At 65.8% G+C, this 24,968-nt stretch carries 17 protein-coding genes; 6 read left to right on the top strand and 11 right to left on the bottom strand.

Annotated elements, in window-relative coordinates; all coding sequences use genetic code 11:
• Positions 1-476: 476 nt before the first annotated feature.
• Positions 477-848, bottom strand: a complete 372-nt coding sequence (locus QOC89_RS04030) for a DUF4148 domain-containing protein (RefSeq protein ID WP_323043838.1) — start codon at positions 846-848, stop codon at positions 477-479.
• Between the two features lie 1,240 nt (positions 849-2,088).
• Between QOC89_RS04030 and irlR the strand changes: the two genes are divergently transcribed.
• The 4 genes from irlR (at position 2,089) to QOC89_RS04010 (ending at position 6,723) form a co-directional block, all read left to right on the top strand.
• Positions 2,089-2,772, top strand: coding sequence for a heavy metal response regulator transcription factor IrlR (gene irlR / locus QOC89_RS04025; protein ID WP_323043837.1), 684 nt, complete (start codon positions 2,089-2,091; stop codon positions 2,770-2,772).
• Between the two features lie 68 nt (positions 2,773-2,840).
• Entirely contained in the window at positions 2,841-4,274 is a 1,434-nt protein-coding gene (locus tag QOC89_RS04020; protein WP_323043836.1) for a heavy metal sensor histidine kinase, read from the top strand.
• 163 nt (positions 4,275-4,437) lie between these two features.
• The gene (locus QOC89_RS04015; RefSeq protein ID WP_323043835.1) at positions 4,438-5,064 is read left to right on the top strand and encodes a carbonic anhydrase; all 627 of its coding nucleotides are present in this window, start codon (positions 4,438-4,440) and stop codon (positions 5,062-5,064) included.
• 159 nt (positions 5,065-5,223) lie between these two features.
• Positions 5,224-6,723: a SulP family inorganic anion transporter gene (locus QOC89_RS04010; RefSeq protein WP_416340349.1), complete on the top strand. Its 1,500-nt coding sequence runs from the start codon at positions 5,224-5,226 to the stop codon at positions 6,721-6,723.
• Between the two features lie 36 nt (positions 6,724-6,759).
• On the opposite strand, the gene QOC89_RS04005 is transcribed toward QOC89_RS04010, so the two are convergent.
• Positions 6,760-7,653 (bottom strand): LysR family transcriptional regulator ArgP, encoded by an 894-nt coding sequence (locus tag QOC89_RS04005; protein ID WP_323043833.1) that lies wholly within the window; start codon positions 7,651-7,653, stop codon positions 6,760-6,762.
• 97 nt (positions 7,654-7,750) lie between these two features.
• Between QOC89_RS04005 and QOC89_RS04000 the strand changes: the two genes are divergently transcribed.
• Positions 7,751-8,386 (top strand): LysE/ArgO family amino acid transporter, encoded by a 636-nt coding sequence (locus QOC89_RS04000; RefSeq protein ID WP_323043832.1) that lies wholly within the window; start codon positions 7,751-7,753, stop codon positions 8,384-8,386.
• 118 nt (positions 8,387-8,504) lie between these two features.
• Here QOC89_RS04000 and QOC89_RS03995 read toward each other — a convergent pair whose 3' ends face one another.
• The 9 genes from QOC89_RS03995 to bcsB all read right to left on the bottom strand — a co-directional run bounded on the left by QOC89_RS03995 (position 8,505) and on the right by bcsB (position 23,839).
• Positions 8,505-8,795 (bottom strand): hypothetical protein, encoded by a 291-nt coding sequence (locus QOC89_RS03995; protein WP_416340346.1) that lies wholly within the window; start codon positions 8,793-8,795, stop codon positions 8,505-8,507.
• On the bottom strand, positions 8,792-10,342 hold the full coding sequence (gene bcsG / locus QOC89_RS03990) for a cellulose biosynthesis protein BcsG (RefSeq protein ID WP_323043831.1): 1,551 nt from the start codon (positions 10,340-10,342) through the stop codon (positions 8,792-8,794). Before bcsG ends, QOC89_RS03995 begins: the two co-directional genes overlap by 4 nt.
• Before the next feature lie 41 nt (positions 10,343-10,383).
• Complete coding sequence (gene bcsA, locus QOC89_RS03985) at positions 10,384-12,930, bottom strand: UDP-forming cellulose synthase catalytic subunit (RefSeq protein ID WP_323043830.1); 2,547 nt, start codon at positions 12,928-12,930, stop codon at positions 10,384-10,386.
• A complete protein-coding gene (gene bcsQ, locus QOC89_RS03980; protein ID WP_323043829.1) occupies positions 12,927-13,745 on the bottom strand; it encodes a cellulose biosynthesis protein BcsQ in 819 nt (272 codons plus the stop codon). Before bcsQ ends, bcsA begins: the two co-directional genes overlap by 4 nt.
• The gene (locus tag QOC89_RS03975) at positions 13,742-13,948 is read right to left on the bottom strand and encodes a hypothetical protein (protein WP_323043828.1); all 207 of its coding nucleotides are present in this window, start codon (positions 13,946-13,948) and stop codon (positions 13,742-13,744) included. The genes bcsQ and QOC89_RS03975 overlap by 4 nt, the downstream gene beginning before the upstream one ends.
• Positions 13,948-16,041: a cellulose biosynthesis protein BcsE gene (gene bcsE, locus QOC89_RS03970; protein WP_416340345.1), complete on the bottom strand. Its 2,094-nt coding sequence runs from the start codon at positions 16,039-16,041 to the stop codon at positions 13,948-13,950. The genes QOC89_RS03975 and bcsE overlap by 1 nt, the downstream gene beginning before the upstream one ends.
• 32 nt (positions 16,042-16,073) lie before the next feature.
• The gene (locus tag QOC89_RS03965) at positions 16,074-19,982 is read right to left on the bottom strand and encodes a cellulose synthase subunit BcsC-related outer membrane protein (protein WP_416340348.1); all 3,909 of its coding nucleotides are present in this window, start codon (positions 19,980-19,982) and stop codon (positions 16,074-16,076) included.
• Between the two features lie 35 nt (positions 19,983-20,017).
• On the bottom strand, positions 20,018-21,271 hold the full coding sequence (gene bcsZ / locus QOC89_RS03960; RefSeq protein ID WP_416340347.1) for a cellulose synthase complex periplasmic endoglucanase BcsZ: 1,254 nt from the start codon (positions 21,269-21,271) through the stop codon (positions 20,018-20,020).
• 102 nt (positions 21,272-21,373) lie between these two features.
• Entirely contained in the window at positions 21,374-23,839 is a 2,466-nt protein-coding gene (gene bcsB / locus QOC89_RS03955) for a cellulose biosynthesis cyclic di-GMP-binding regulatory protein BcsB (RefSeq protein WP_323043826.1), read from the bottom strand.
• 364 nt (positions 23,840-24,203) lie between these two features.
• On the opposite strand from bcsB, the gene QOC89_RS03950 reads away from it, so the two are divergent.
• Positions 24,204-24,659 (top strand): diacylglycerol kinase, encoded by a 456-nt coding sequence (locus tag QOC89_RS03950; RefSeq protein WP_323043839.1) that lies wholly within the window; start codon positions 24,204-24,206, stop codon positions 24,657-24,659.
• Positions 24,660-24,968: the final 309 nt, after the last annotated feature.

Here is a 24,968-nt window from a genome sequence, read left to right as displayed (position 1 = left end):
CAACAAGCGCTCGCAGGTTCGCGCAGGTTCGGAACGACCATCGGAAAGCTGCCGGTGCGGGATGTTCCTCCTCGCCCGCATGATTCGCGCTATGGTTGCGCGGCGAAGACACGTCACTGAGTTACGTCACTGAGTCACGTCACTGAATCGCATCACCGCGTCAGGTCACTGAGTCGCCGCGAGTATGGGGAGTTCGGGGTATCGAATGCTCTACATCGACGCCGCTCTGCAATGCACGAACGACGCGACTATTTTGGACTCGGCGAGTGCGCGGCCTGCCCTTCCACCGACAACGCAAACGCGTTTCTGGCGCCGCGCGCTCAGGTCGCGCACCAACAGGCGCTGTTTCTGGCGCGTGCGCTCAAGTGCAGGATCGCGGGATCCGGTGATCCGGCTGCATTGAGCAGCTTCGGACAGGCGCGCGCGGGACCTCGCCCACGGTCCCGCGTGCGCATCATCACAGCCCACGTGTGGCGCTACTCGATTCGAAACGCGTCCGCCATCGAACCGGTGATGCCCTGCAGCGAACAGGGCTGCGGGTATTGGCTATCCGGCACGTTCATGCATCCCGCCGCGCGCGCCGCAGCGAGTTCACGCTTCACCTCCTCGCGAGTTTTTCCTTGCGGCGCCCGCAGCGCCTGCGCACCTTGCGCGATCAGCTGAACCGCCGGCACCTCAGGATCGCGTGGCGCCTGCACACGCGGCTTCTGCAACACCTGTTCGTGCAATTTATAGAACTCATGCGGCCCCGGCGCGGGTTCGCGCAACGGGATGGTGTCGACGGCAACCGCCGCACTCACACAGGTGCAACTCAGCACGAATCCTGCCAACCACATCACATTTCGCATATCGATTCTCCGTTTGATTGAGTTCCGATGCTAAGCGTGGCCCGCTGCACCAACGTGAGCGCCGCATGACAAGTCAGTCATCCGCGGCGGCCATCCGTGCGATGCGCCTGAGGACTGCATGACGGAAATGTCATGTTGTTCTCATCTTGATGTCGGCGCGCATTTATACGATAGACCCTCTCGACCTCGAACCGGGAATCGCATGCGACGAGTTCAACCAATGCGATGCGTGGCAAGCTGGGCATCGACCGTAAGAGCATTCATATCGGAGCTCAAAAGACGGCTCGCCAGGTGCAAACGCGAGACCCTCTCCCTCGCTGCAAGTCTGGTGGCGATCGCAATCGGCTCCCTCGCGTTCTGGCTCAATCAGCCCGCTCACCTGTTCAACGGCGGCGCGTCATCTTCCGCATCCGCAACCGAAGCGCCAGCGAAGCGCAAAAGGCCATCACTCATGCACGGCCTGTTATCGCTCGAGCTGCTGTCCGCCATGCAGCGCGACTCGAAAAAACTGACGCCCCACCGCTGCACGAGCACCCGCGCGCTCTGCGAACGGAAGGCGTCTACCGCGGCTTCGGCTGGTTCTCCCAAAATTCGCGCAGATAGCGCGCGCGCCGGCCGGACGATAGCGCGTTGACGGTTCGGCGCGCTGCCCGCGCGGGCCGGCACGGCCGGCCCCAAGGCACCCGCCGTCTTTTTCAACGCACGCCAGGCATGCAACGATGCAAGCTTCTTTGAATCACACCATGGTATAAGTACTGCGTACATTCAGGAGGCCATGACAAATGCGCCTACCCGATCTCGACGGCCACGCGTCTCAAAATAGCCGCCGCTTCGGTCTGGCCTGATGCATGCCTGACGATATGAAACAGAACATCCAAGCGATCCGTCTTTCATCGATCGCGCTGCCCGCAGTCCGCGGCGCGCTCGTCCGCACTCGCGCAACCGCATCGGCGGATTCAGTCCCGATAGTCGGATCCACGCGCCTCGACCAGAACCGGATCGCGCTTCCATGCTGCCTCTTTCGCGGCAAGCAGGACATGCGACTCATTGGCACCGGCGCTGACGCACATGTCGCACATGTCGCACATGTCGCACGTGCCGCACGTGGGTCAACGCAAAGACTCCGCCCACACGCTCACGCCTAGCGGCGCTCACCACGTCAAACAGCGGCTCTACTCGCCTTCCGCTTGCCGCGCCGCTCACGCGATACGGCCCGGAGGGCGTCACCAGGAGAAAGACCATGCGAATTCTGATCGTCGAAGACGAAGCGAAAACAGGCACCTACCTGCGAAAGGGTCTGACCGAAGCGGGGTTTGTCGCCGACTGGGTGCAAGACGGCGTGACCGGTCAACATCTGGCGCTGACCGAGGACTACGACCTGATCATTCTCGACGTGATGCTGCCGGGTCTGGACGGCTGGGCCGTGCTGAAAAACCTGCGCCACATCCGTTCCACGCCGGTGTTGCTGCTCACCGCACGCGACGATCTGGACGACAAGGTGCGAGGCCTCGAAATGGGCGGCGACGACTATCTGATCAAGCCCTTCGACTTTGCCGAACTGCTGGCGCGCGTGCGCTCGATCTTGCGGCGTGGCCATGCACGCGACACGGCGTCGCTGCATGTCGCGGACCTGGCGCTCGACCTGACGCGCCGCAAGGCCACACGTCAAGGCGACACGATCCTGTTGACCGCCAAGGAATTTGCGCTGCTGTGGCTGCTGATGCGCCGTCACGGCGAAATCCTGCCGCGCTCGACGATTGCCTCGCAGGTGTGGGACATGAATTTCGATAGCGACACCAACGTGGTCGATGCCGCGATCCGGCGCGTTCGCGCGAAAGTCGACGACAACTACGAACCGAAGCTGATCCACACGGTGCGCGGCATGGGGTATGTGCTCGAAGAACGCGACAGCGCGCCGCGATGAACTGGCGCCTGCCCTTCTCGGTGCTCGCGCCAGTAGCCCTGTGGCTCGCGAGGCCGCTCGCGCCCCTCATGCCCCGCACCTTGAGGGTACGGCTCTCGATCCTGTTCGCGGTATCGACCTCTTTATTGCTCGTGTTCAACGGCGTGCTGCTGTACCACGGTTTAAAGACGCGGCTCGACTCAACCTCGGCGCGCGAGATGACAGCAACCCTCTCCGCCCTGCAACTGAGTCTGCACACCATGCCCGGACTGGACGCGGTCCGCGCCGATCGTGAAATCTGGTACGACCATCTGCACGGCCACCAGAATCTCGACATCGCCCTGTTCGACGAGGGTGGCGCGCCGCTCAACCGCACCAGCGGTTACTGGCCGAATGGTGAATCACTCGCGGTACGCGCCGGACTCGCGCCCGTCCAGGTGAAGGTGGAGGGCATGCCAATGCGTTTTCTCGTAGCGATGGCGCCGCTCGGCGGCCAATCCGGCGCGAGCGTGCGCGTGGTCGTGCAATACGATGCCAGCGCCGAGGGGGCCTTGCTCAGCGCCTACGCGCTCAACGTGTCGTTCGTGAGTGTGATCGGCACACTGGTGAACGCACTGCTCGCCTGGTGGATTGCGCGTTTCGGGCTGCGGCCGCTGGCCCGCCTGACCGCACGCGCCGAGCAGATCTCCAGCAGCCGCCTCGCCCGGCCGTTGCCCGAGCGCGACATGCCGGGCGAGCTCAAGGAATTGAGCCACGCCTTCAACCGGATGCTGGCGCGCCTGCACGAATCATTCACCCGTCTCACACAGTTCTCATCCGATCTCGCGCATGACATGCGCACGCCGCTCACCAACTTGCTGGCCGAAGCCCAGGTCGCGCTCTCGCAACCCCGTTCCGCCGACGATTACCGCGCGGTGATCGAGTCGAGCGTGGATGAATTCCAGCGCCTCTCGCGCCTGATCGACAGCATGCTGTTCCTCGCTCGCGCCGATAGCGCGCAAAGCCGCCTGGCGCTGCAACGGCTGGACGCGCGCAGCGAGGCGTTGCGCGTCGCGGGCTATTACGAAAGCATGGCCGCGGATGCCGGCGTGGAGATCGTCGTGACGGGCAATGCGCGTTTCGAAGGCGATGTACTGCTCGTGCAGCGTGCGCTGAGCAATCTGGTTTCGAACGCATTGGCGCATGCGCCGCGCGGCAGCACGGTGGAACTGCATTGCGTCGAGCGGCTTCGCGACGTCCAGCTCTCCGTATCCGACCGCGGCGCCGGCATCGCCGGGCCGCATCTGGAAAGGATCTTCGACCGCTTCTATCGCGTCGACCCGGCGCGCCACAATTCGGCGCATGGCACGGGCCTGGGTCTTGCCATCGTCAAGTCGATCATGAATGAGCACCACGGCGAATGCTGTGTCGAAAGCATTCCGCATGTGCACACCACATTCAGCTTGCGCTTTCCGAAGCAGCCCGCGGCGCTGCCGACGCCACCCGTGCGGCGCGGCAGATTCCGCAGACAGCAGGGCAAATAAAGGCGCATGACGTAATTATCATCTGGCGATCACCGCCGCCTCATGCCGCCCCATGCAGAATGCGTCATACCGGATACCACTTCGGCATGCCAAACATCCACGGATTTTTGCGCGCTACGGGTCGGGCAACGACTGAAACGGAACGCCAACACAAGGAGTACCGATGACCTATCCCCAACGCATGCTGGTCGAAAACCTCGCGTGGTCCGACGAGATCAGCACGCGCGACCCCGCCTATTTCGAGCGCCTCGCCAGCGACCAACAGCCCAACGTGTTGTGGCTCGGCTGCTCCGACAGCCGCGTCCCCGAAGCCATCACGCGAGCGATGCCCGGCGAGATCTTCGTTCACCGCAATATCGCGAACCTGGTGAGCGAACACGACGACAGTCTCGCAAGCGTGCTCGAATATGCGCTCGTCGTGCTGCGCGTGCAGCACATCATCGTCTGCGGCCATCATTGCTGCGGCGGTGTGCAAGCGGCGTTGCGGCCGCCGTCCGGCGCGTTGCCGAGCGTCAATCGCCGCATCGCCCCGATCCGCCGGCTGGCCGCGCTGCATGCGGCGGAGCTGCGTCTGCTGGATGCGTTCGACGAACGCGCCGATCGGCTCGCCGAACTCAACGTGCTGGCCCAGGTCCAGGCGCTGCACGCGATGCCGCTGATTCAGAACGCGCAACGGCCCGTGCTGATTCACGGCTGGATCTTCTCGATGCACGACGGCCGCCTGAAAGCATTGGCCGACCCGCAGTGGGCGCTCAGCAACGCCGACGACGTCCACGAGGCGACCGGCTGATAACAGCAGCCGCATGCGCCGTGCGATCGGCGCATGCGAAACAGCGGCAGCAGCGCAAACAGCAACGCGCAACCCACGCTTCCGATGCAGCGCTCCGCCTTTGCCGCGAGCGCCGCGCCTCCCATGCAATTGCCCTTCAGCTTCGAGGTAAGTCTTCCGATGACGCAAGCTCACGCCACTCCGCCTCATGGCCGTTCACCTCGCACCTCCCCGCCCTCGGCCTGGCGCACCGATCTATTGGCCGGCCTCAGCGTATTCCTGATCGCGCTGCCGCTGTGTCTGGGCATTGCCACCGCCTCCGGCGTGGCGCCGTTTGCCGGCATTCTCGCCGGCGTGATCGGCGGCCTGGTGGTGGCGCTGCTGAGCGGTTCGCGACTCAGCGTAAGCGGCCCGGCAGCCGGTCTGGTGGTGATCGTCGTTCAGGCGCTTGCCACGCTGGGCAGTTTTTCCGCGTTTCTGACCGCGCTGGTGCTCGCAGGCGCCTTGCAGTTGATGTTCGGTTTCCTGCGCGCCGGTAAATTGGCCGGTTACGTGCCGCCGCCCGTGATCAACGGCATGCTCGCCGCGATCGGTATCCTGCTGATCGTGAATCAGCTGCCGCTGGCGGCAGGCTTCGCCAATGGCAGCGTGTCCGCCGCGATGCCGTTGCTCGCGCTCGCGTCGCTAGCTATTCTCCTTGGGTGGGAAACCCCACGCTTACGCGCCTTCGCCCTTGTCCGCGCGATTCCCGCGCCGCTCGCCGTCGTGTCCTTCGGTATCGCCACGACGGCGCTCGTCGACACGTTCGCGCCGGACATGGCGCCCGCTTTCTCACAGCGGATCGCGATGCCCTCACTCGGCTCGTGGGATGCGTTGGGTCAAGCATTGACGTTCCCGGATCTCGCGCAATGGCTCGATCCCGCGGTATGGCGCGTGGCGGTGGTGATCGCGATCGTCGCGAGTCTGGAGACCTTGCTGAGTCTCGAGGCGCTCGAACAGATCGACCCGGCCCATCGAAAAGCGGCGCCCGATCGCGAATTGAAGGCCCAAGGCGTCGGCAACCTGCTCGCCGGCCTGCTCGGTGCGTTGCCGCTCACCGCCGTGGTGGTGCGCAGCGCCGCCAACGTGCATGCGGGCGCGCGCGGCCGGCTGTCGTGTGTGACACACGGCGTCGTGTTACTGATCGCCTGTCTCGCGTTGACGAGCGTGATCAATATGATTCCGCTCGCCAGCCTCGCGGCGATCCTGATTCATACCGGCTACAAACTCGCCAGGCCGCAATTGTTCGTGTCGACGGGTCAGGCGGGATTCGCGCAGTTCGTGCCGTTCATCGGCACGATCGTCGGCGTGCTGGCGACCGATCTACTGATCGGCATCGCGATCGGTTTCGCGCTGAGCGTCATGCTGGTGGTCGAACGCAATATCCGCCGCGTGCTGAGTTTCACGCGCGACGGCGACCACTATCTGCTGACCGTGCGCAAGAGCGCGACCTTCTTCTGCACGCCGCAACTCAAGCACTATCTCGGGCAGATTCCGGCTGGCGCGACCTTGATTCTCGATGCGAGCCACGCCGATCATATCGACCACGACGTGCGGCAAGTGGTGGACCGTTACACGGCGCGAGCGCGGGCAAGCGGCATACGGGTCGAGTACAAGCAGTGGCCGCCGGCGCAACGCTGACCTGCGCCACAAGCGAGCAAGCCGCCAAGGCGGCGCTCAATCCAGAAACTCCGCCGCCCGCTTGCGCAGTATCGCGCTGAAATCGTCGAGCCAGCCAATCGACAGGCGCCAGCTCTGCCAGTACAGATCGACGTCGAGATGCTTGCCGGGCGCCATGTCCACCAATTCGCCGCTCGCCAGATGTGGCGCGATCATCCGTTCCGGGCACATGCCCCAGCCAAGTCCCGTCACGCAAGCGCGCAAAAAACCGGCGACGTGCGGAATCCAGTGCAGCGGCGGATCGAGATCCGCCCGCGTGATGCGCCGCATGAAGCGCTTCTGCAACTGATCCTTCGGATTGAAATCGACGCACGGCGCGCGCCGCAACGTGTCGCGCGTGACCCCGTCGGCAAAATGGCGCTCACGAAATTCCGGCGTGCAGACCGCCAGATAGCGCATCCGTCCGAGCCGTGTCGAACGGCAGCCCTGCACCGGCTCCGCTTGCGTAGTGACCGCGCCTTGCACGCTGCCGTCGCGAATCCGCTGTGCAGTGTGGTCCTGGTCGTCGACCACCAGATCGAGCAGCATCTCCCGTTCGACGCAGAACTGCGCCACCGCGTCGATGAACCAGGTGCCCACGCTATCGTCGTTGACGGCCACGCGCAGCGCCGGCCATGGTTCCACCAGGGTGCCGGGCAGTGCCGGGAGCCGGCCGCTGAGTTCCGCTTCCAGCAATTGCACGCGTTCGGTGTGGCGGCACAGCAGCGCGCCCGAGGTGGTCGCGACACACGGCTGGCCGCGCTTCACGAGCACACTGCCCACCCGCTCTTCCAGCAGTTTGACCCGCTGGGAGACGGCTGAGGGCGTCACATTCAGTTCGCTGGCCGCGCGGTCGAACGAGCCGTGCCGCACTACGGCGGCCAACGCATCGAGCAACGCATAGTCGAGCATTAGCGTTCCTTAATCCGGATTAGATGAATTAGCTTCTCTTATGATACGCAAAACCGCAGACTAGCCTCGTTCGCTTTCCCCGTCTACTGGATCGATTATGAATTGGCTGTCTTTTTCTCATGGTGCCGCCTTGTGCGCGTCGCTGATCGTGACGATCGGCGCGCAGAATGCCTTTGTGCTCCGTCAGGGCATCATGCGCTCGCACGTCGGCAAGATCGTCGCGCTGTGCGCGCTGTCGGACTTCATCCTGATCGGCGCGGGCGTGGGTGGCGCGTCGGTGTTGGTGGAACGCTATCCGGTGTTCGTCCACGCCATGCTGTATGTCGGGCTCGCCTATCTGGCGTGGTTCGGCATCAACGCGCTGCGCCGTGCGGTGCGTCCCGGCCATGCGGTGCTGGACACCGATGCGGGCGGCGCGTCGCCCGGCACGAACGCGGCACCCGTGCAACGTACGATGCCGATCATCCTGATGACCTTGGCCTTCACGTGGCTCAACCCGCACGTGTATCTCGACACGTTCCTGCTGATCGGCACGGCCGGCGCGCGCGAACCGGACGGCGCACGGGTGGCGTTCGCGCTGGGCGCGATGGCGGTGAGCGGGATCTGGTTTATCGGCCTGGGATACGGCGCCCGTGCATTGGCGCCGCTGTTTCGCCGGGCTACCGCATGGCGCGTGCTGGATGGCGCGATCGGCAGCATGGTGTTGCTGCTGGCGGTGACGCAGTTGCGGTGAACAGTGCACGCGCCCGAGAACGCGAGTTCTGTGAAGACATGCGCTGCATGAGGACGCGAGTTGCCTGAAAAACACGCTGCCCGACCACGCGCCAACCGGCGCGTTGTCGGGCAAACGCCTAGTCGAAGTCGACCGCTGCCGCTTGCCCAGTTTCGCGCATGGCAGACGCAGTGGACGCCACAGGCGCGCCAGGCGCCACAGCCCCCGCGGCCTCGTCGAGCGGCACGAGCTTCATCAGCCGGGCGAGCACCGGCCACTTCACGAGCGACAGCTGATACGACTCCCGTGCCTGTTCGTCGAGGTACCGGGCCGGATCGACTTCAGGCAAGCGGAGCCCAAGGCCGGTGATATCGTCAACCGGCCAGCCGCTCGCCCGCACCTTCGCCTCAGCCTTGTTCATGGTGCTCATTTGCCGTCCACCCATACGCCGTCCGGCGTCTTGACCACATAGCCGGACGCCGTCTTCATCGTCACCGTCCCTTCGTTCTCGCCGACCATCTGCGTTTGCGGCAGATTGGCCGCGTATTGCGACAAGGTCACACCCGGCTTGAACGGACTGTTCGAAACCAGATTCGACAACAACTGCGCGACCGCGAGAAAACTCGTCGGATTGTCGATCACCGTAGTGGGTCCGTGATTGCCCTGGAAGCCCACGAGCCGCACCCCGGCGGGACCATGAACGATCCGCGGCGTCGGAATCTCGCGCAGCCCGGCCACCTGGTTCGCATCCCCGCGCAGCGCCGCGCCATGCTCCGGCACGAACACGATCACCGCGCGGCGGCCCGAGGCCGCGATCAGATCCGCAAAGCGGTCGAAGTCGCTCATCAGCTTGTTCACGCGTTGCGGGTACGAGTCGATACTCGACAGATTGCTGTTCGGCAGACGGTTGCCGTCGTGCAGGCTGATCGTGTTGTAGTACAGCGCGACCGGACCGGCCGTGCTGGCACGCTGCGCATACCAGTTGGCGAGCGTCGCGTAATCGTCGCGAATCGCCGAACCGTCGAAAGCATGCATCGCGACCGGCACGCTCGCGTTTGAGATCAACGGCACGTTCGGCACACCGGTGTTGTCGTGCACCAGTTGCAGGAAGTTGTCGAAGTGACCGTCGTGATTCAGCATCGTCTGCGGCGTGTAGCCCGCCTGCGCCAGGTCGGCCAGCAGGTGGCACTGCTGCGGCGCGTCCTTGTAGAGATCCGCGTGCGCTTCCTGGCCGCAGCTCGCGCGCAGCACGCGAATCGCGGCCGGCCCGCTGTAGCTCGCGGCGGTGCTGAAGTTGGTGAACAGATAGTCGAAGTGACTCAGCATCGGATGATTGCGCGCCTTCGCCGCGTCGAGATCGTCCCACGACAACGAACAGATATGCAGCACGATCACGTCGAACTGCGTGTTCGGATCCGCGCCGAGATGACCGAAGGTGACCTGCCGTTGCGATTCCTGTGTGCGGAAGGCTGACAGCGCCGCGTTGTGGTCGAGTGGCTGCGCGGCAAGCGCATTCGGCGACGCGGCCGTGGCCGGTCCGCTCTGCAGCCGCGCGTACACCGCGCTGCCCTGTTGCCACAACGGGATCGCGACCAGCGCGATCAGCACGAACGTCGCGACCCGCAGCCAGCGGTTGACGATCAGATAGCCGACCAGCCCGCCGAACGCGGTGAGCAGCAGCATCGGCGGCAAGAAACGCTGCGCGAGTTCGAGCCAGTAGCCGAAACTGAAGGTGGTGAGGTTGCCGAATTCTTCGGTCAGACGCGAGAACGGCGGCACGTTCGCTTCGTGGTACATCAGCGGAATGCCGATCGCGAGACCCATCAGGTTGCGCAGCAAGCGCCAGCCGCGATGGCGCAGCGTGGCGCTCGCCGCCAGCGCCAGAGCGAAGCCGATATTGGCGAGCCACACCGGCTGTAGATGCCCGCCCGTAAACAGATACAGCTTGATGATGAAATACAGATTCCACAGCGTCATTGACGGAACTCTCTCATTGGCCGGGCGCATGCGCCGCGGCGTTAATAGCGTGTACGGTCCAGCGCGAGCAGCGACTGAACCGCGCGAGCCGCGCCGTCCAGCAACCGCGAATAACCTTCAATGCCCATCGTCACCACGTCCTTCAGGCCGCGCAGCGGCGTGTCCTCGATCGTCTCTTCGTCCCAGTTGAGCCACGCGTCGGCGCGGCCGAACGTGCATTGCACCATCTGCCGCTCCTGTTCGAGCGTCAGATCGTCGAAACGCACGCCGAGCTGCGAGCCCACAAAACGGCTGACGTGCACCGGAAAATGAAACTGCCGGTCGCCCCGGCTCAGGCACACGCCGAGGCTGTCCCCGAGTGCGAGCTTCAACCCCGGATCGACTTCGAGGCCGAGACCGCCGGTCGAATAATCGCTGGTGGTGCACGCCACCGTCGTGCCGTCCACGAGCAGCAGCGTCGCCGTGGCGCGCATCGCGATACGGTGCGTGACGCGCACCTGCTTCGCCTCGCGCGCCACGCTCGCGGCCGCACCGAGCATCACGAGGTTGTAGAGGGTCCAGAACACGTTCATCAGGATCGTCGCGGTTTCGCCGCCCGCGCCGAACGCCAGCCGGTACACGCCCGCCATCAATGCGCTGGCGTTCAGCGCCAGCAGCACCAGATACGGTTTCGAGACCGCCCAGTCGAAGTAGCCTTCGTCGATGCGGCCGCCCTTGTCGGTCACATTGAACTTGCCGTGCTTCGGGCTGAAAAACGCGATCGTGGTCGGCAGCGCGATGTACCACGCGAGCACCGATTCGTAGACTTCGGCCCAGAACGAATGGCGGAATTTGCCCTGCATGCGGGAGTTCGCGATGTTGGCGAGCACGATATAGGGCAGCACGAAGCCCGCGATGGTGGTCGCGGACGCATTGATGAAATACATCTGGAAGAACAGATACGCCATCGGCATGGTCAGGAACACGAGCCGTGGGATGCCGTAGAAGAAATGCAGCATCGCATTGCCATAGCACAGGCGCTGGAACAGACCCAGACCGCGGCCGAGAAACGGATTGTCGATGCGGAAAATCTGCGCCATGCCGCGCGCCCAACGGGTGCGTTGCTTGATGTGGCCGGCAAGGCTTTCGGTGGCGAGACCGGCGGCCTGCACGGTCGGCAGATACGCGGTGGTATAGCCGCGCCGGTGCAGTTTGAGCGCGGTGTGCGCGTCTTCCGTGACCGTTTCGACCGCGATGCCGCCGACTTCGACGAGCGCCGCGCGTTTGATGATCGCGCACGAGCCACAGAAGAACGATGCGTTCCACAGATCGTTGCCGGACTGCACGAGCCCGTAGAACAGATTGCCTTCATTGGGCACACGGCGGAAGGTGCCGAGGTTACGCTCGAACGGATCCGGGGAGAAGAAATGATGCGGCGTCTGCACCATCGCGCAGCGGGCGTCGCGCAGGAAGGTGCCCATCGTGGTTTGCAGAAACGAGCGGGTCGGCACGTGGTCGCAATCGAAGATCGCAATGTAATCGCCGTGCGTTTTTTCGAGCGCGCGGTTGATGTTCCCCGCTTTCGCATGCTGGTTGTCGTTGCGCGTGAGGTAGCCGATGCCGGCATCGCGGGCGAAATTTCTGAATTCCTCGCGATCGCCGTCGTCGAGCAGATAGACCCGCAGCTTGTCCGCGGGCCAGTCGATGCCCTGGGCGGCGAACACGGTCGGCCGTACCACCGTCAAGGGTTCGTTATAGGTTGGAATGTAGATGTCGACAGTCGGCCAGCTCGAGGTGTCGGCGGGCAGTTCGGCAACCGTGCGGGTGAGCGGCCATGCGGTCTGCACGAAGCCAAGCAGCAGAATGATCCAGGTGTACGCTTCGGCGCTGAATAGCAGGTAGCCGAGAATCGCCTCGCCCGGCGTCTGAAACGACAGGGTCTGGGTGACGCGCCACCACACGTAGCGCACCATCGCGAGCAAGGCCAGGGTCGTCAGGATGAGCACGGGCATGCGGCCAGGGAAGCGGCGCACCACCAGCGCCACGACCGCCAGCACCGCGAAGAATTCGAACTGACCTTCCTCCTGCAACGGCGAGGTGCCGATCATCGACCAGACCACGGCGCCCGCCACGACGAGGAACGGCAGCAGCCAGCGAATGTGGCCGATGCGCTGCGTGCCGGCTTCGAGCTGCGCGCCCCAGCGTTCCCACGGCAGTCTCGGCAGCAGCGCTTCAATGCGCCGCTGCACGCGCCGCCAGCGCAGCAGCAGCGGCACCAGCCAGCGGTCGATCCATGCAAGCACGGCGCGCACTTTGGCCGCGCCCGTCTGCGCGTGCGGCTGTGGCGCGCGCACGAACGCGCGCCACAACCACGCCCGCAGCCGATGCGGTTCGAGCACGCCCCAGTGCGCGGCCAGATGCAGCACGGCGGCACGAATCCACAGGCGCGCGAGATCCGCCCTGCCGGCAACCGGCGGCTGGAAGAACACCCGCACGAACCAGTCGAGCGCGGTGCGCTCCGCGGGCAGTCCGAGGCCGCGCGCGAGCCAGTCGAACACGCGTTGGCGACGCGCTCGCTCGCTACGGCTGGCGGGAGCGGCGTTGTTCATGGCCGCCCATCCGCACGGCGCGCGGTTGCCGCCGACGCATCTGCATCAACAGCAACATCAGGTGGCGCCGCGGCAAGCCACGCATGCAGCCAGTTAGCGAGGCCTTGCAGATCGTGCGAAGCCTGCGAATGCGGTGCGTCGTCGAATAACCATGTTCCGCGTGCGAATGATTCGGGGAGTGCCGCGTCCAGATGCACGCGCTGCGCGAGCGGCAGGCCGTCGCCGAGCGCGGCGCCCAGCATCGCCAGCGCGTCGCGTTGCATGTCGCGCGCCGGATTCAGCCGGTTGACGATGATCCGCAGCGGCGCGCCGCCACGCCGCAACGCGTCGAGCCGCGCGACCAGGGTCGCGCAGGCGGCCGGTTCAGGCGGCGTCACGCACAGCACGAGATCGGCGCTCCGCACCGCCTGCTCGCCTTGCTGCGACGGATAACGGGCCGTGTCGATGAGCACCACGCCCGCGAGCGGCAAATCGAGTTGCGCGAGCGCGTTCGCGAGCCACCTCGGTTCGGCGGCGAGGCGCTCATCGCAGCGCGCGCTTTGTTCGAGCGACACCGTGCCGTACGGCACGAACAGCACGCCCTCGCTGTTGCGCCACGTGTGCGCATGCCACGCTGCATTTTCGTCGAGCATGGCTTGCGCGAGGCCGGCCGGTGCGAGGCAATCGAGACCGAGGTGCGCGCCGAGCAGATTCTGCGGATCGAAATCGAGCGCCACCACGGGACGGCCGCGCCGTGCGAGCAGCACGGCGAGCGCGGCGCACAGGGTCGTGCGGCCGGTGCCGCCGGCGGTGGAGACGATAGCAATCGTCTTCATGACGGGCCTCCAGGGGCACGGGCGGCGTCGGGCAACAGGCGTGCGCGCAAGGCGACCGGCTCGATGTCGCACGGCACCGCATCGCGCGGATCGAAGTGGCGGATCGCCGCGAGACCACGACGCGAGCCGGCGCGCTGCCACACAATCCACACGGGAATCGCCAGAATCAGACCCGCGGCGAAACAGATCAACAGGAATTCCATTACTCGCTCCCCTTCTTGCGCAGCGGCATCGTGTAGGGCTCGGCGCGGCGTTGTGGCGCGACCCTGCGGGGCGTGGGTTGCTGCGGCGAGATAGGCCCGGATGCCTCGGCGCGCCCTGCTTTGTGCCCGGCTTCGTGGCTCGCCACCTCGCCGGTCTTCTGTGCAAGCTCCTGCGCCGCTTCCGCGCGCGCGGTTTCGAGCGCTTGCTCCATAGCGGCGAGCTGCGCGACCAAGGGCACCTCCTCCGCGGCCGGCAAGACCGTACCGGCGTGCGCGGCCGCGAGCGGCGAGACCGTACCGGCGTGCGCGGCTGCGGCCGGCGCAGCAGTTCGACTACGCGACGGCGCAGCGAACAGATCGCTGTAATCGGCGATCGGCGCGCGCCGGCTCTGGGCGCCCAGTGCCTTCAATTCATCGCCGATGCTCTGCTCCGCGAGATGGACGATGTCGTCCGCAATCCGTTCCACCGGCACGTCGAAGATGCGGGCCAGCGCGGCGTCCGCGTCGGCTCGCCGGCACGCGAACAGGAACACGTACAGGTGCGCGGCATCGGCGGTGAAGATGTCGCCCGCACGGCGCGGCACACAGCTTTTCAGGGCGTCGACATGCGCGCATTGCGGCAGCAGCGTCAGCTTGACGAGCACGTGCGGCAGCTGCAGCACGGCACTGCGTTCGAGCACCGAGCGCACCCGCTCGCAGAACGTGCCGGCCGGCAGATAACCCAGCACGTCTTCGCTCAGCGCGGCGCTGAGCGCGCTGCGATAGTCGGCGGCGACCGGCCGCGTGTGCAGTTGTCCCTGCAACGAATGCAGCAGCGACTGCATCCGCGAGAACGGCAGATCGCGACCCAGCACCAGGTTGGCGCCGAGCGTCAGCACCAGCAGTTCGTATTGATGACGCAGCACTTCGCCTCGTTCGGCGACGACGATCTTCAACGCACGCCCGCCCTGGCGGCGCAGCGCATGGACCGCCGCGCACAGCGCTTCGAGTTGCGCACCGCCGGTGTAATCGAGCACGACGGTCGCCGCCTGCGCGTCGACGCAAGCCGCGAGCACAGCCTGCTGATCGGCCAGCACTTCCCAGTTCGGCGGCACCCACGCCTCGTGTCCGCGCACCACCGCGCGGCTGACTATCACCCGCTGTTCGTCGCGCGCCAGCAGTCCATCGCCGCGTGCGGCGGCGTCGCCGTCCGGGTCGGGCGCGACGCTCAGCCGGCCGTTATCGGTAAAGCGCAACGAGCGCACTTCGCCGGTGACGAGCGTGCGGTCCGAGCGCCAGAAATCCACCTGCCACAGCAACTCGCCGTGGGTGCGTTCCATCCGGGCGACGCCCGCGCAGGCCGCATGAAATTCGTTGCGGCCAAGCTGCGCCGCCGCGTTGTCGAGGCTCGACTCGATGAGCAGTGAACCGGCCGCGGCGTCTAGATCTGCATCCGCGTCTGCGTCTACGTTGGCGTCCGCGTTGGCGTCCGCGTTGGCGTCCGATCGCGAACCCAGCAGCAGCACCAGCGTGATGCCGCGCACCGCGCACCAGTTCGCGAGCATCCGGCCTTCACGCGCGAGTGCCGCCGGATCGTCCCAGTTGAACCAGCGCTCGGCGCCTTCGACGAAATACAGCGAACGCGAACGGAGGCCAAAGCGCTTGAGCGCGCGCAAACCGCCAAACACCCTGGCAAGCGGGACCGCCGGCATACCGTGGGGGCCTGCATCGCCAGGACCGGCCGGCGGCATCGCGAGGACGCTCAGGTTGCGCGGCCAGCCGGAGGCCGGCGCGTGGGTGCTGAAACCAAGTTCGCGCAGACGTTTGGCGACCTGCGCGCGAGCGCGTGCGAGCACCACGGTGACGTCGCGCGCCTGCGCCTCGCGCGCGCTTTCCCACAGCAGTGCGTCGGCGCCTGGCGTGCGCGCGGCGGCATAGATCGCGTAGAGCTTGCCGGTTTCGAGCGCGGCCCATTCGGCGGGAAGCGCATCGATCGCCAGTTGGCCGACCAGCCGCGCGTCGCTAGCCGATGCAGCCCGACGAACAGCTTGCAGCAGGCGTCGCACGAAAGCGCCAGCCGGCGTCGGCTTGAGTAATTTCGAAACGGTGCTCACGCGTGGCTTCCCTGATCTCGTTGCATCGCCGCTCAAAAGCTGGAGTAAAGGCGCACGGGCCTCGGCGACAGACTGTCGTCGCGCTTGCGTCCGTCGAAGGTGTAGCGCATGTACAGCAGCGCGGAACTCGGTGCGTAGTCATGCGAACGGTCGATGCTCAGTTGCGCGCCCGCCACCAGATAACGGTTGAAGCGGTACTGCACGATGCCGCTCAAGCCATACGAAAACGCGACGCCATGCGTCGAGCTGGCCGTATTGACGAGGCTGCCGAAGCCCGGCGCCGAGCTGGCCGTCTTCCACAGATCGTTGAGCGCCGCCGATGCGCTGTTCAGCGCGGGCAAACCGTTCGGGTAATACGGCGAGTCCTTCTCATACGAATTCGACACACCGACGGTGGCCGTCAGATCCCAGTTCAGCGCATCGCGCCGGCCCGCCCATTCGATCGGCACGCCGAGCGACAGATAGCGTTGCGGGCTGTAATAGCCGCCCTGCCCGAACGAATAGAAGCGCTGATTGTTGGTGTAGTGCCAGACGTTGCCGACCAGCCCTGTGCTCACCAGCGTGTTGACACGTTGATAGACCGGCACCGTGAAGCCGGTGCGCAAGGTGACTTCCTGGTTGCTCGCCACATTGCGGCCGGTCAGCATGCCCGCGCCGACATCGGCGAACACACTGGCCGTGCCGATATCGACCGCCGAGTGGAAGTCGATGCCGTCGCGGCGCACTCCGCCCCACACGGTGCCGGTCAGCGGATCGTGCATGCCCGCGTACGACAGCAGACTGCTCGTCTCCGGACGGCGCGAGCCGCTGATCGAAAAGCTCGCGGGTCCCGCGTCGAACTGATAGCGCACGCCGCCCACCAGGTAATGCACGGGGAAACCGAGCGGCGTCGTGCCGAGGTCGAAGCGCCACGCATCCGACGTATAACCGGCGCCAAGCGCGACGCCGGTGGCCGACTGATGCAGGTACGGCAGCGTCGCGGCATAGTCGGCCACGGTCTGCGCCGCCACGTTATGCGACTGCGCGAGTTTGTCGGCGGCGCCCAGCGTGCCGAAGGTGTCGCGCGTAAGCGAATTCGCATCGCTCACGTCGAGCGTGCCGGCATCGATATGCACCGTATCGGCATGGAAGAAAAAGTGGCCGTCGTAGCGATACGGAATCTGCACGTACACGGGCGCCTGCCACGCGCGAAACTGCGAAATGCCGGCGTCGCCCGATTTATACGCGGGAATCCAGGCGGTTTCGATCTCCGGATCGCGGCGTTGCTGCAGATCGGCCAGCGCGGCCTGCGCGGGCGTGCCGTCGGGGCCGGCCGTGACACCCGCCGCGCGTTCCTGGCCAAGCGACAGACGGTACAGCGATTCGGCGTCCTCGTACTGGCCGAGATCCTGAGCGATCCGCCCGCTTTGCGCCGTCACGTCCGGCCGCGCGGGGTACGCGATCCGCAACGCCGCGGTGATCCGCTGCGCTTCCTGCGGCTGACGCAAAGCCGCCAGACGGCGAGCCGCGGACAGCCGCGTGTCGACGTCGTCGGGCGCCGCGCCGTCGACCACCATGCGCACGAGATCGAGCGCCGGGCGGCGTTCGCCGCTTTGCTCCAGCACCCGGGCGAGCGCCAATTGCGCGTCCGGATCGTTCGGTGTCGCGGCCAGCAGTGGCGCCAGCGCGGCGCGCGCGGCCGCATAGTGACCCTGAAGACGTTCGAGATCGGCGACTTCGAACGCATACCGTTTGTCGTGGCGGCCGGCCGCACTGACTCGCGAGAGCAACTGCCGCGCGGCGGCGTAGTCCTGGCGATCGAGTGCTTCGTCGGTTTGACGCAGAATCGAGCGCAACGCCTGGTCTTCGAGACGCGCGCTTTGTGCGGGACTCAGGTGTGCGTCGCTACGCAACGAGGTCAGCCACGCATCCAGTGCGTCATTGCGTTGCGCGCTGCCGAGCAGATCGCCGTAGCGCAGACGCACGTCGGCGTCGGTCTGCTGCGGATGCGTGTCGATCCAGTTCTGCAGCAACGCGAGGCCGCGCTCGGGTTGGCCCTGATCGATCCACATCGCGCCGACCGCGGCCAGCAGGTTCGGATCGTCGCCGGCCAGCGAGCGAGCCTGGTCGAGCGCGTGGGTCGCGCCCTCAAGGTCGTCCCGCGCGAATGCGGCGCGGGCCTGGGCGAGCCACTGCTGCGCTTGCAGATTGTGCTCGAGCACGCGTATGCCGTCCGTGCGGTCCTGGTCGGCGATCGGTGCGAGTACGGCTTGCGCACCGTCGACGTCGTCGACTGAGTTGCGATAGATCGCACTCGCATAACGCATTTCGGGCGACGCCGACACGGCGAGGCCATCGTCCATCACCGCCCGCCCCAGTTGCGGCAGCGCCAGATCGCGATAGAGACGCGCGAGCGCAAAGCGCGTCCACGGGGCATCCGGGGCGAGCCGCAACGCCGCTTCGTAGCGCTGCGCGGCTGGGCCGCGCAGGCCCGCCGCAAGCAACTTTTCCGCTTCTGCGCTGAGGATGTCGGCACGCAGTTGCGCGAGGCTCTGGCGGTCGTCGGCGGCCGTGAAGCGGCTTTGCAATGCTTCGAGGAGCGGCTCGACCTGGGCCGCGCGGCCGGTGTTCTCGAACAGCGTCTGGGTACTGCGCACCGCCGCGAGGTTCGGTTCGCGCGCCGCCAGCAGATCACGCAGCAACGGTTCCGCGGCACTCCAGTTGTGCTGGGCGAGCAGTGCGTCGGCGAGCATCAGTTTGGCGTCGGCGTTGGCCGGCTCCATCGCGAGCGCGGCGCGCGCGGCCCGCTCGGCATCCTGCGGCCGTCCGGCTGCGGCGGCCTCGCGACCCTGGGCCAGGGTGCCCCAGAACTGCGCGGCACGCGCGAGGCTATCCCATTTGCCGCGATTGTCCGGCGCGAGCTCGGCCGCGCGCAGAAACAGCGTGCGGGCTTCGTCTCGCCGCCCTTCGCGCATGCGCACCAGACCGAGGCCGCCGACCGCCTCCGGGTCGTTCGCCCGAGCTTGCGCGGCCCGCGCGAGCAGTGGTTCGGCGCTTGCCAGATCGTTGCGCGCCAGCGCCTGCAGGCCGCGTTGCTGCGCGATGTAGTCGGGATTGTTTTCGAGTTGGCGCTGCGCCTCGAGTTGCGCTTCGATCACGCCGGCCCGCTCCTTGAATTCAGTGTCGTCCGGTACGAGTTGCAGATAGGCGCGCAGCGCGGCGAGATAAGCCGGGTCCGCGCCGGCGGATTGCAGCACGTGACGCCACGCATCGAGCGACGCCGAACGATCCGAATCCGGCCGCGTAGCGAGATTCCACGCGATGCGATTGGCCTCGGCGCGCGTCTCGCCGCGTGCGTTCAGCAGATTGGCGAGCACCAGTGCCGAATCGACATCCGACGGATCGGCGGTCGTCCGCTGACGCAACGCGTCGATCGCCTGCACGCGGCCCTCGGGCGTGCCCGCGATGATCTGGTAGTACTCGGCGCCGAGCGACCCCGACGGCGCGCCGTGGGGAAACAGCGCGACCAGCCGCCGCTTCGCTTCGGCGGACTGGCCGCTGCGCGCCATCAGGCGGATGGTTGCCAGTTCCTCGCGGCCGTTGGTGGCGACGCGGAACTCGTCTTCGATCTGCTGCGTGGCCGGCGTACCGGGAGCCGTGGCGCGCAGTCGCGTCAAGGTGGCCTGCGCGGCCTGAGCCTGGCCGAGATGCAACTGGATGCGCACCTGCTGGGCCAGCAGCGACGGATCGTCCGGCGCGATCAGCAGGGCCTTCTGGATCGACTGCAACGCGAGATCGTCGCGATGCTTGGTCGACCACATGCGGGCGGTCGCGAACAGACGCTGGGCGGCGGGGTTTTGTGATGGCGCGGGTGGGATGGGTTGCTTGTTTGGCTGCGGGTTTGATCGCGCGATTATCCGCGTGGCCGCCTGAGTGTTTGCCCATGCGGCAACCGGCGCCATCTGCGCCGCGAGACCGAGCAGCAGCGCTGCGCACGTTATCGGGAAGCGACGCCGCACGGCGAACTCCAGCGCAGGTTGAGGGTGCCGTCGGCGGCAAAGCGAAAGCGGCCATCGCGCCAGCCGAGCCCGAACAGGCTCAGAACGCTCGTGTAGTAGCCGGCCGGCGTCTCGCGATCGAGTTGTTCCATGCGCGCGATCTGCGCATCGCCGAGCGCGCGCTCGCCGCGCGCGTCGAGAAACGGCACGGCCGCCGCCGAGAAACCGGCGTTACCCCTATTCGCGCCGACGCTGCCGTCCGTCGTATCGACCTTTTCCGGCGGCGCACCGTGTGCGGCGATAAAGCCGGCGAACGGTGCAAGGCGCGTGAGCAGCGGTTGCGCGAGCGGATCGCGTCGATCGAGCATGCCGGCCCACAGATAGACACGAATCGCGTTGTAGGCGCTCTCGGCCTGGGTTTGGACGTCCGGCGCGAAACCGTGTTTGGCGCGATACAGCGCCCAATCCGGTGAAAAACCATGCGGCGCGGTGTCGAGCAGAACCCGGCCGGTGCTGGCGAGAAGACGCGTCCAGCGGGCGTCGTCCAGCAACCGCGTGGCGATGCCGCGGAGCACCTGCGGCGGCGAATAACTCGGATTGACGCGCCACACGTCCGGCGCCGGATGAAAACCCACCGGCCCCGGCAACAGCGTCAAGCCGAGACCGGGAATGCTGGCGGTCTCTTCGTCGAGCACGCGCTTCGCGAGTACCGCGCCACGCGCCGTGTAACTGCGTTCCTGCCAGACGCGACCGGCTTCGAGCAGCGCGTAGGCAATCCACAAATCGGCATCGGACGAAGCATTCGTATCCAGCACGCCCCATTGCCCGCTGTCCGAGCGGCCCCACAACCAGGCCGGCAGATGCGCGGTCAGGTCGCCTTGCGCGAGATGCGCCTCGGTCCAGTTCAGGAGCGAATCGAAGGTTGTGCGGTCGTCGGCGACGAGCGCGAAGAACAACGCGTACGACTGACCTTCGGATACCGTGCGCGAATCGGCCGAGCCGACGTCGATCACGCGTCCTTCGGGTGAGATGAAATCCCGCTTGAACTGTTGCCAGCGCGGCCATGGCGGTGAAGTGCAGTAGGCTGTTCGGCTGGGACCGGCGGCGCTGTCGACGTTAGCCGCATCAACGGGCAGCGCCAAGCTCGCGGCGAACGCGCTGCTCGCGAGCGTAGCGGCCACGCCGATGGCCACGCTGGTCCACACACGAATCACCATGCGGGCGGACAAGCGGCTAGACACGCGAGTGCCGATCGTTGCGTCCACCACCAACGCCAGGCGGGTACGCGTACTCACCGCCAGCACCTCGCCCGGCGCCTGGCGCAGCGACGCTTTCCACTTCACCGGCGGCATCGGTCAGACTCCCCGGCGGCGCGCGGCCAGTTCCTGCAACGCGGTGAACGCGCCGACCGCCAGCAGCAGCCCGGCGATTGCGCCGAGCACGCCCAGCAGGATCGGATGCTGGATCGCCTTGCTCCAGAGCCGCGCATACCACGGCACATAGCCGACCAGATACGGTTCGCCGACGCGCATGCTATCGACTTCGCCGTCACGCACCAGGGCGACGTCGCCTTGCAGTTGCGCGACCTGGCCCGGCTTTTCCAGCACGTCGAGCAACTGGAGCAACTGACGCTGATCGGTGGCCGTCAGCGCGATGACGCTGCGTCCCTTGCTGCCGGGCAATTCGAAGCCCATCAGCGCGGCCAGCGAGCCGTCGCGTTCGAGACGCGCGCTGCCGTCCGGCAGGTGCGCGCCGTTGTGCCACTGCTCCTTCACCGAAAACGTGGCGCGCGTGAGCTTGCCGCCTTCGACACCGTCGGCGGCGGCGTTTGCGTTTGCGTTCGCGCCGATAGTCAGCGGCAGCGCCTGATGCCAACGATCGAGCCACGGCGCCGACCCACTGCCGCCAATCACCAGCAGATCCTTGCCGGCCAGTTGGGTTATCTCAGCTGGCCGCGCGATCTGCACGCGCAACACCGGATAGCCGGTCCATTGCCCCATGTGGCCGAGCATCGTCAGCAATGCCTCGAGTTCTTCCGGTGCGGGATGCACGGGAATCACCACGGCCGTCTGCGACAGATCGGCATACCGCGTGAACGGAAAGCCACTATTCGAGAAGTACGCCAGATTCGGCATCTGCGCGTAGTGGACGAAGTTCGAGAAGTCGATCGTCGAGTCCGGATCGACCGCAGCCTGTACGGGATTCGACGCGACGCTCTGACACAGCCCGGTCTTTTGCGAATCGAGATTGAAGCGCAACTGCAACTGGTTCGAGCTGCCGACGCGGAACGCCGGAATATCGAGCGAGTTCGTCGAACGGTTGCCGCTGGTCGACAGCACCGGCAGTTGCAGGCGGCCCTGTGCATCGTCGGCGCTGGCCGGTGCAAGCCGGTACGACTTGACCAGTTGATCGTTGATCTGCACGGCAAGGATCGAGTTGTTCTGCACCGTCGGCGCCGTATAGCGGTACTTCAGATTCAGCGGCACGCCCGCCCCGTCCCATGAAAACAGATCGGCGGGCACGCGCAGATTCAGACGGATGGGGTCCGACGCACCGCCACGCACCTGCAACTGGCCCGGGTCATCGATCAGCTCCTTGAACGAGACCGGACGGTCGACCGGCAACCAGCGCGGCGCGTCATAGGGCTTGCGCGGCGCGCCGATGTCGATCTGCGCGACCTGCACCGCGGGACCCGCCATCGCCGTCCTGCCGAGCACGAGCGCGGCGGCCGCCTGATCGACTTCCGCGGCGGTGCGGCCCGTCACGATCAGCAGCTTCCTGTCGACGGATGCCGGATTGTCAGTGACGATCAGCATCGGCCCAGTGACCGGCGGCAGCTTCAGCGTCGCCGGCAACTGCGCGCTGCGCGCCACCACGACGGCCTGATCGTCGGAGGGCAAAGTGGACGAGACCGGAAAACGCGCCTGCCGATAATCGGCGAGCGCGCCGAACCACGACGCCAGCACGCCGGCGCTGCGCAGCGTCGCGTTGTCGGCGGCGGCGGGCAGCACGAACGGTAGACGCAGGCGGCTCACATCGCGCCGGTCGAAAAACGGCGCCGGCAGCAACGCGAGATCGTTAGGCAAGCGAATCGGTGACGTGTCGAGAATGATTTCGCTTGTTGGACTCACGTCGGCCCATAACGACGAGTTGTCCGGGTCTTCGCAATGGTCCAGCGTGTAATGCGCGATGAGCCTTAGCCCAAGCTGGTTGTAATCGGTCAGGAAACGCGGATCGAGCGGGATGTCTTGCGTGACGACCTGCCCTGCATGCTCGCGATCGAACGGTACGGTCGCCACGACTTCGTCGTTGATCGACACCTTGAAGTGCGAGATCGGGAACACCAGTGCCGGCGAATACGTGTAGCGCAAACGCAGCCGCGCCGCGGTTACCACACGATCGAGCCGCACGCCGACGTTGACGACGCTGACGTCCTCGAGACCACGCAGATTCAGCGGCCGGTATGCGCCCAACGCCGAGAACGGTATGTGTACTGTGGTCGAGCCGGCGGCGTGGGAAGCTGCGTTAGCTGTGTTGGCTGTGTTGGCTGTGTTGGCTGTGTTGGCTGCTTTCGTCGCGTTCTGTCCGTTCGTCGCGGTCGGTGCGTGGGTAGTGGCGGTTGCTTCGGTTGCTTTGGTTGTGCGCGCACCGTTGGCCACGGTGCCTGGCGCAGCGGGCGACGGCAGTCCGGCGACAGTGGCGGACGACGGATTGCGCGCGAAAGACGAAGACACTGCGGAAGGCGCGGCGGCCAACGTAGCGGCATATAAAGCGCCGACGAGCGCCGTCAGCGACAGACAAAACGAAACGACAGGTTTCATGGACAGATCAGCTTATTGAACATCGGCCATCCGCCCCATGATTGCGTGGACATCGTTGCGAATTCGGCCTGCCGCGGAAGTTTGCGGAAAACATGAAAAACGGAAATGCGACACGACCGCGATGCGGTCCCCTACGCTTGTATACGGACGATCCCGCGAAACCTTGAATGACGAGCGCCACGAGACACGCGATCGACCGATGAGGTGTGTCCGGCATGGGGTGCCGGCTGCCTGCTTCGCGTGTTGTCCGATGACCGTGGCTCAGAGGGAAACCGGCGCCCTGGGCGGGCGAGAAGATATCACAAGTCCGCGACAATTTGTAACATTTAAGGCATGCTGCGGCGATCTTGACTCGAAGCAAATCATGAGCAATCCGATTAAGTCTTCTGCGGCTCCTTCTGCCGCTCCTTCGGCGACATCTTCTACGCCGTTGCCCGCTAAACGGAGCGGGCCTTTGCGTGCGCTGTATGCGCTGCGGCACTCCTGCGACGGCATTGTTGCGACGTTGCGCGAGGAAAGCGCTTTTCGTCAGGAGGTTGTTCTCGCGGCGGTTTTGCTACCTTGCGCTGTGCTGATGCCGGTTGGCGCGATCGAGCGGGTATTGCTGATCGTTTCCGTTCTGCTGGTGCTGCTGGTGGAATTGCTGAATTCGAGCATCGAGGCTGCGATTGATCGCATTTCACTCGAACGGCACGCATTGTCCAAGCGTGCCAAGGACTGCGGCAGCGCCGCGGTCACGATGGCGCTTCTGATCTGTGCGGTGACGTGGGGCGTATTGTGCGGGCCGCTCGTTTATCACTGGGTCCGCGCGCAAATGTGAGACGCGGCGTGGGAGGCCGGTGTTGCGGATGCCGGGCGGCTGGTTTTCTTCTGCAAGGCGTATTGATCGTTTGCGGGTGGCTGATTTTTGCTGCGCAAACGTTAGCGAAGGGATGAAAGCTCGGGTTGCCGTTTTTTTCTTCGACAGCGGCGGCAAAGAGAAGTAAGTGCCCGCCCCGCACAGGGGCGACGCTAATCAACCAATATCAATTCAAGGAAAGGCCAACGCCGTAGGCGAACAAACAACCCAGCCCCCCCGGGCACACCCATTGCTTCATATCGCTCGCCGGCAAAAAACCGTCAAAGCACG

The sequence above is a fragment of the Paraburkholderia sp. genome (genome assembly GCF_034668105.1).
In the GTDB taxonomy this organism is placed as follows: domain Bacteria; phylum Pseudomonadota; class Gammaproteobacteria; order Burkholderiales; family Burkholderiaceae; genus Paraburkholderia.
Note: the sequence above shows the minus strand (reverse complement) of the source record. Positions and strands in the feature narration are given on the sequence as shown.

Excerpts from the sequence above, each read along its gene's own strand:
- QOC89_RS04020 (WP_323043836.1), top strand. The coding sequence starts at position 2,841 with ATGCCCCGCACCTTGAGGGTACGGCTCTCGATCCTGTTCGCGGTATCG.
- QOC89_RS04030 (WP_323043838.1), bottom strand. The coding sequence starts at position 848 with ATGCGAAATGTGATGTGGTTGGCAGGATTCGTGCTGAGTTGCACCTGT.
- QOC89_RS04010 (WP_416340349.1), top strand. The coding sequence starts at position 5,224 with ATGACGCAAGCTCACGCCACTCCGCCTCATGGCCGTTCACCTCGCACC.
- irlR (WP_323043837.1), top strand. The coding sequence starts at position 2,089 with ATGCGAATTCTGATCGTCGAAGACGAAGCGAAAACAGGCACCTACCTG.
- QOC89_RS03950 (WP_323043839.1), top strand. The coding sequence starts at position 24,204 with ATGAGCAATCCGATTAAGTCTTCTGCGGCTCCTTCTGCCGCTCCTTCG.
- bcsQ (WP_323043829.1), bottom strand. The coding sequence starts at position 13,745 with ATGAAGACGATTGCTATCGTCTCCACCGCCGGCGGCACCGGCCGCACG.
- QOC89_RS04015 (WP_323043835.1), top strand. The coding sequence starts at position 4,438 with ATGACCTATCCCCAACGCATGCTGGTCGAAAACCTCGCGTGGTCCGAC.
- bcsB (WP_323043826.1), bottom strand. The coding sequence starts at position 23,839 with ATGAAACCTGTCGTTTCGTTTTGTCTGTCGCTGACGGCGCTCGTCGGC.
- QOC89_RS04005 (WP_323043833.1), bottom strand. The coding sequence starts at position 7,653 with ATGCTCGACTATGCGTTGCTCGATGCGTTGGCCGCCGTAGTGCGGCAC.
- QOC89_RS03975 (WP_323043828.1), bottom strand. The coding sequence starts at position 13,948 with ATGGAATTCCTGTTGATCTGTTTCGCCGCGGGTCTGATTCTGGCGATT.
- bcsG (WP_323043831.1), bottom strand. The coding sequence starts at position 10,342 with ATGACGCTGTGGAATCTGTATTTCATCATCAAGCTGTATCTGTTTACG.
- QOC89_RS03965 (WP_416340348.1), bottom strand. The coding sequence starts at position 19,982 with ATGGCGCCGGTTGCCGCATGGGCAAACACTCAGGCGGCCACGCGGATA.
- QOC89_RS04000 (WP_323043832.1), top strand. The coding sequence starts at position 7,751 with ATGAATTGGCTGTCTTTTTCTCATGGTGCCGCCTTGTGCGCGTCGCTG.
- QOC89_RS03995 (WP_416340346.1), bottom strand. The coding sequence starts at position 8,795 with ATGAGCACCATGAACAAGGCTGAGGCGAAGGTGCGGGCGAGCGGCTGG.
- bcsA (WP_323043830.1), bottom strand. The coding sequence starts at position 12,930 with ATGAACAACGCCGCTCCCGCCAGCCGTAGCGAGCGAGCGCGTCGCCAA.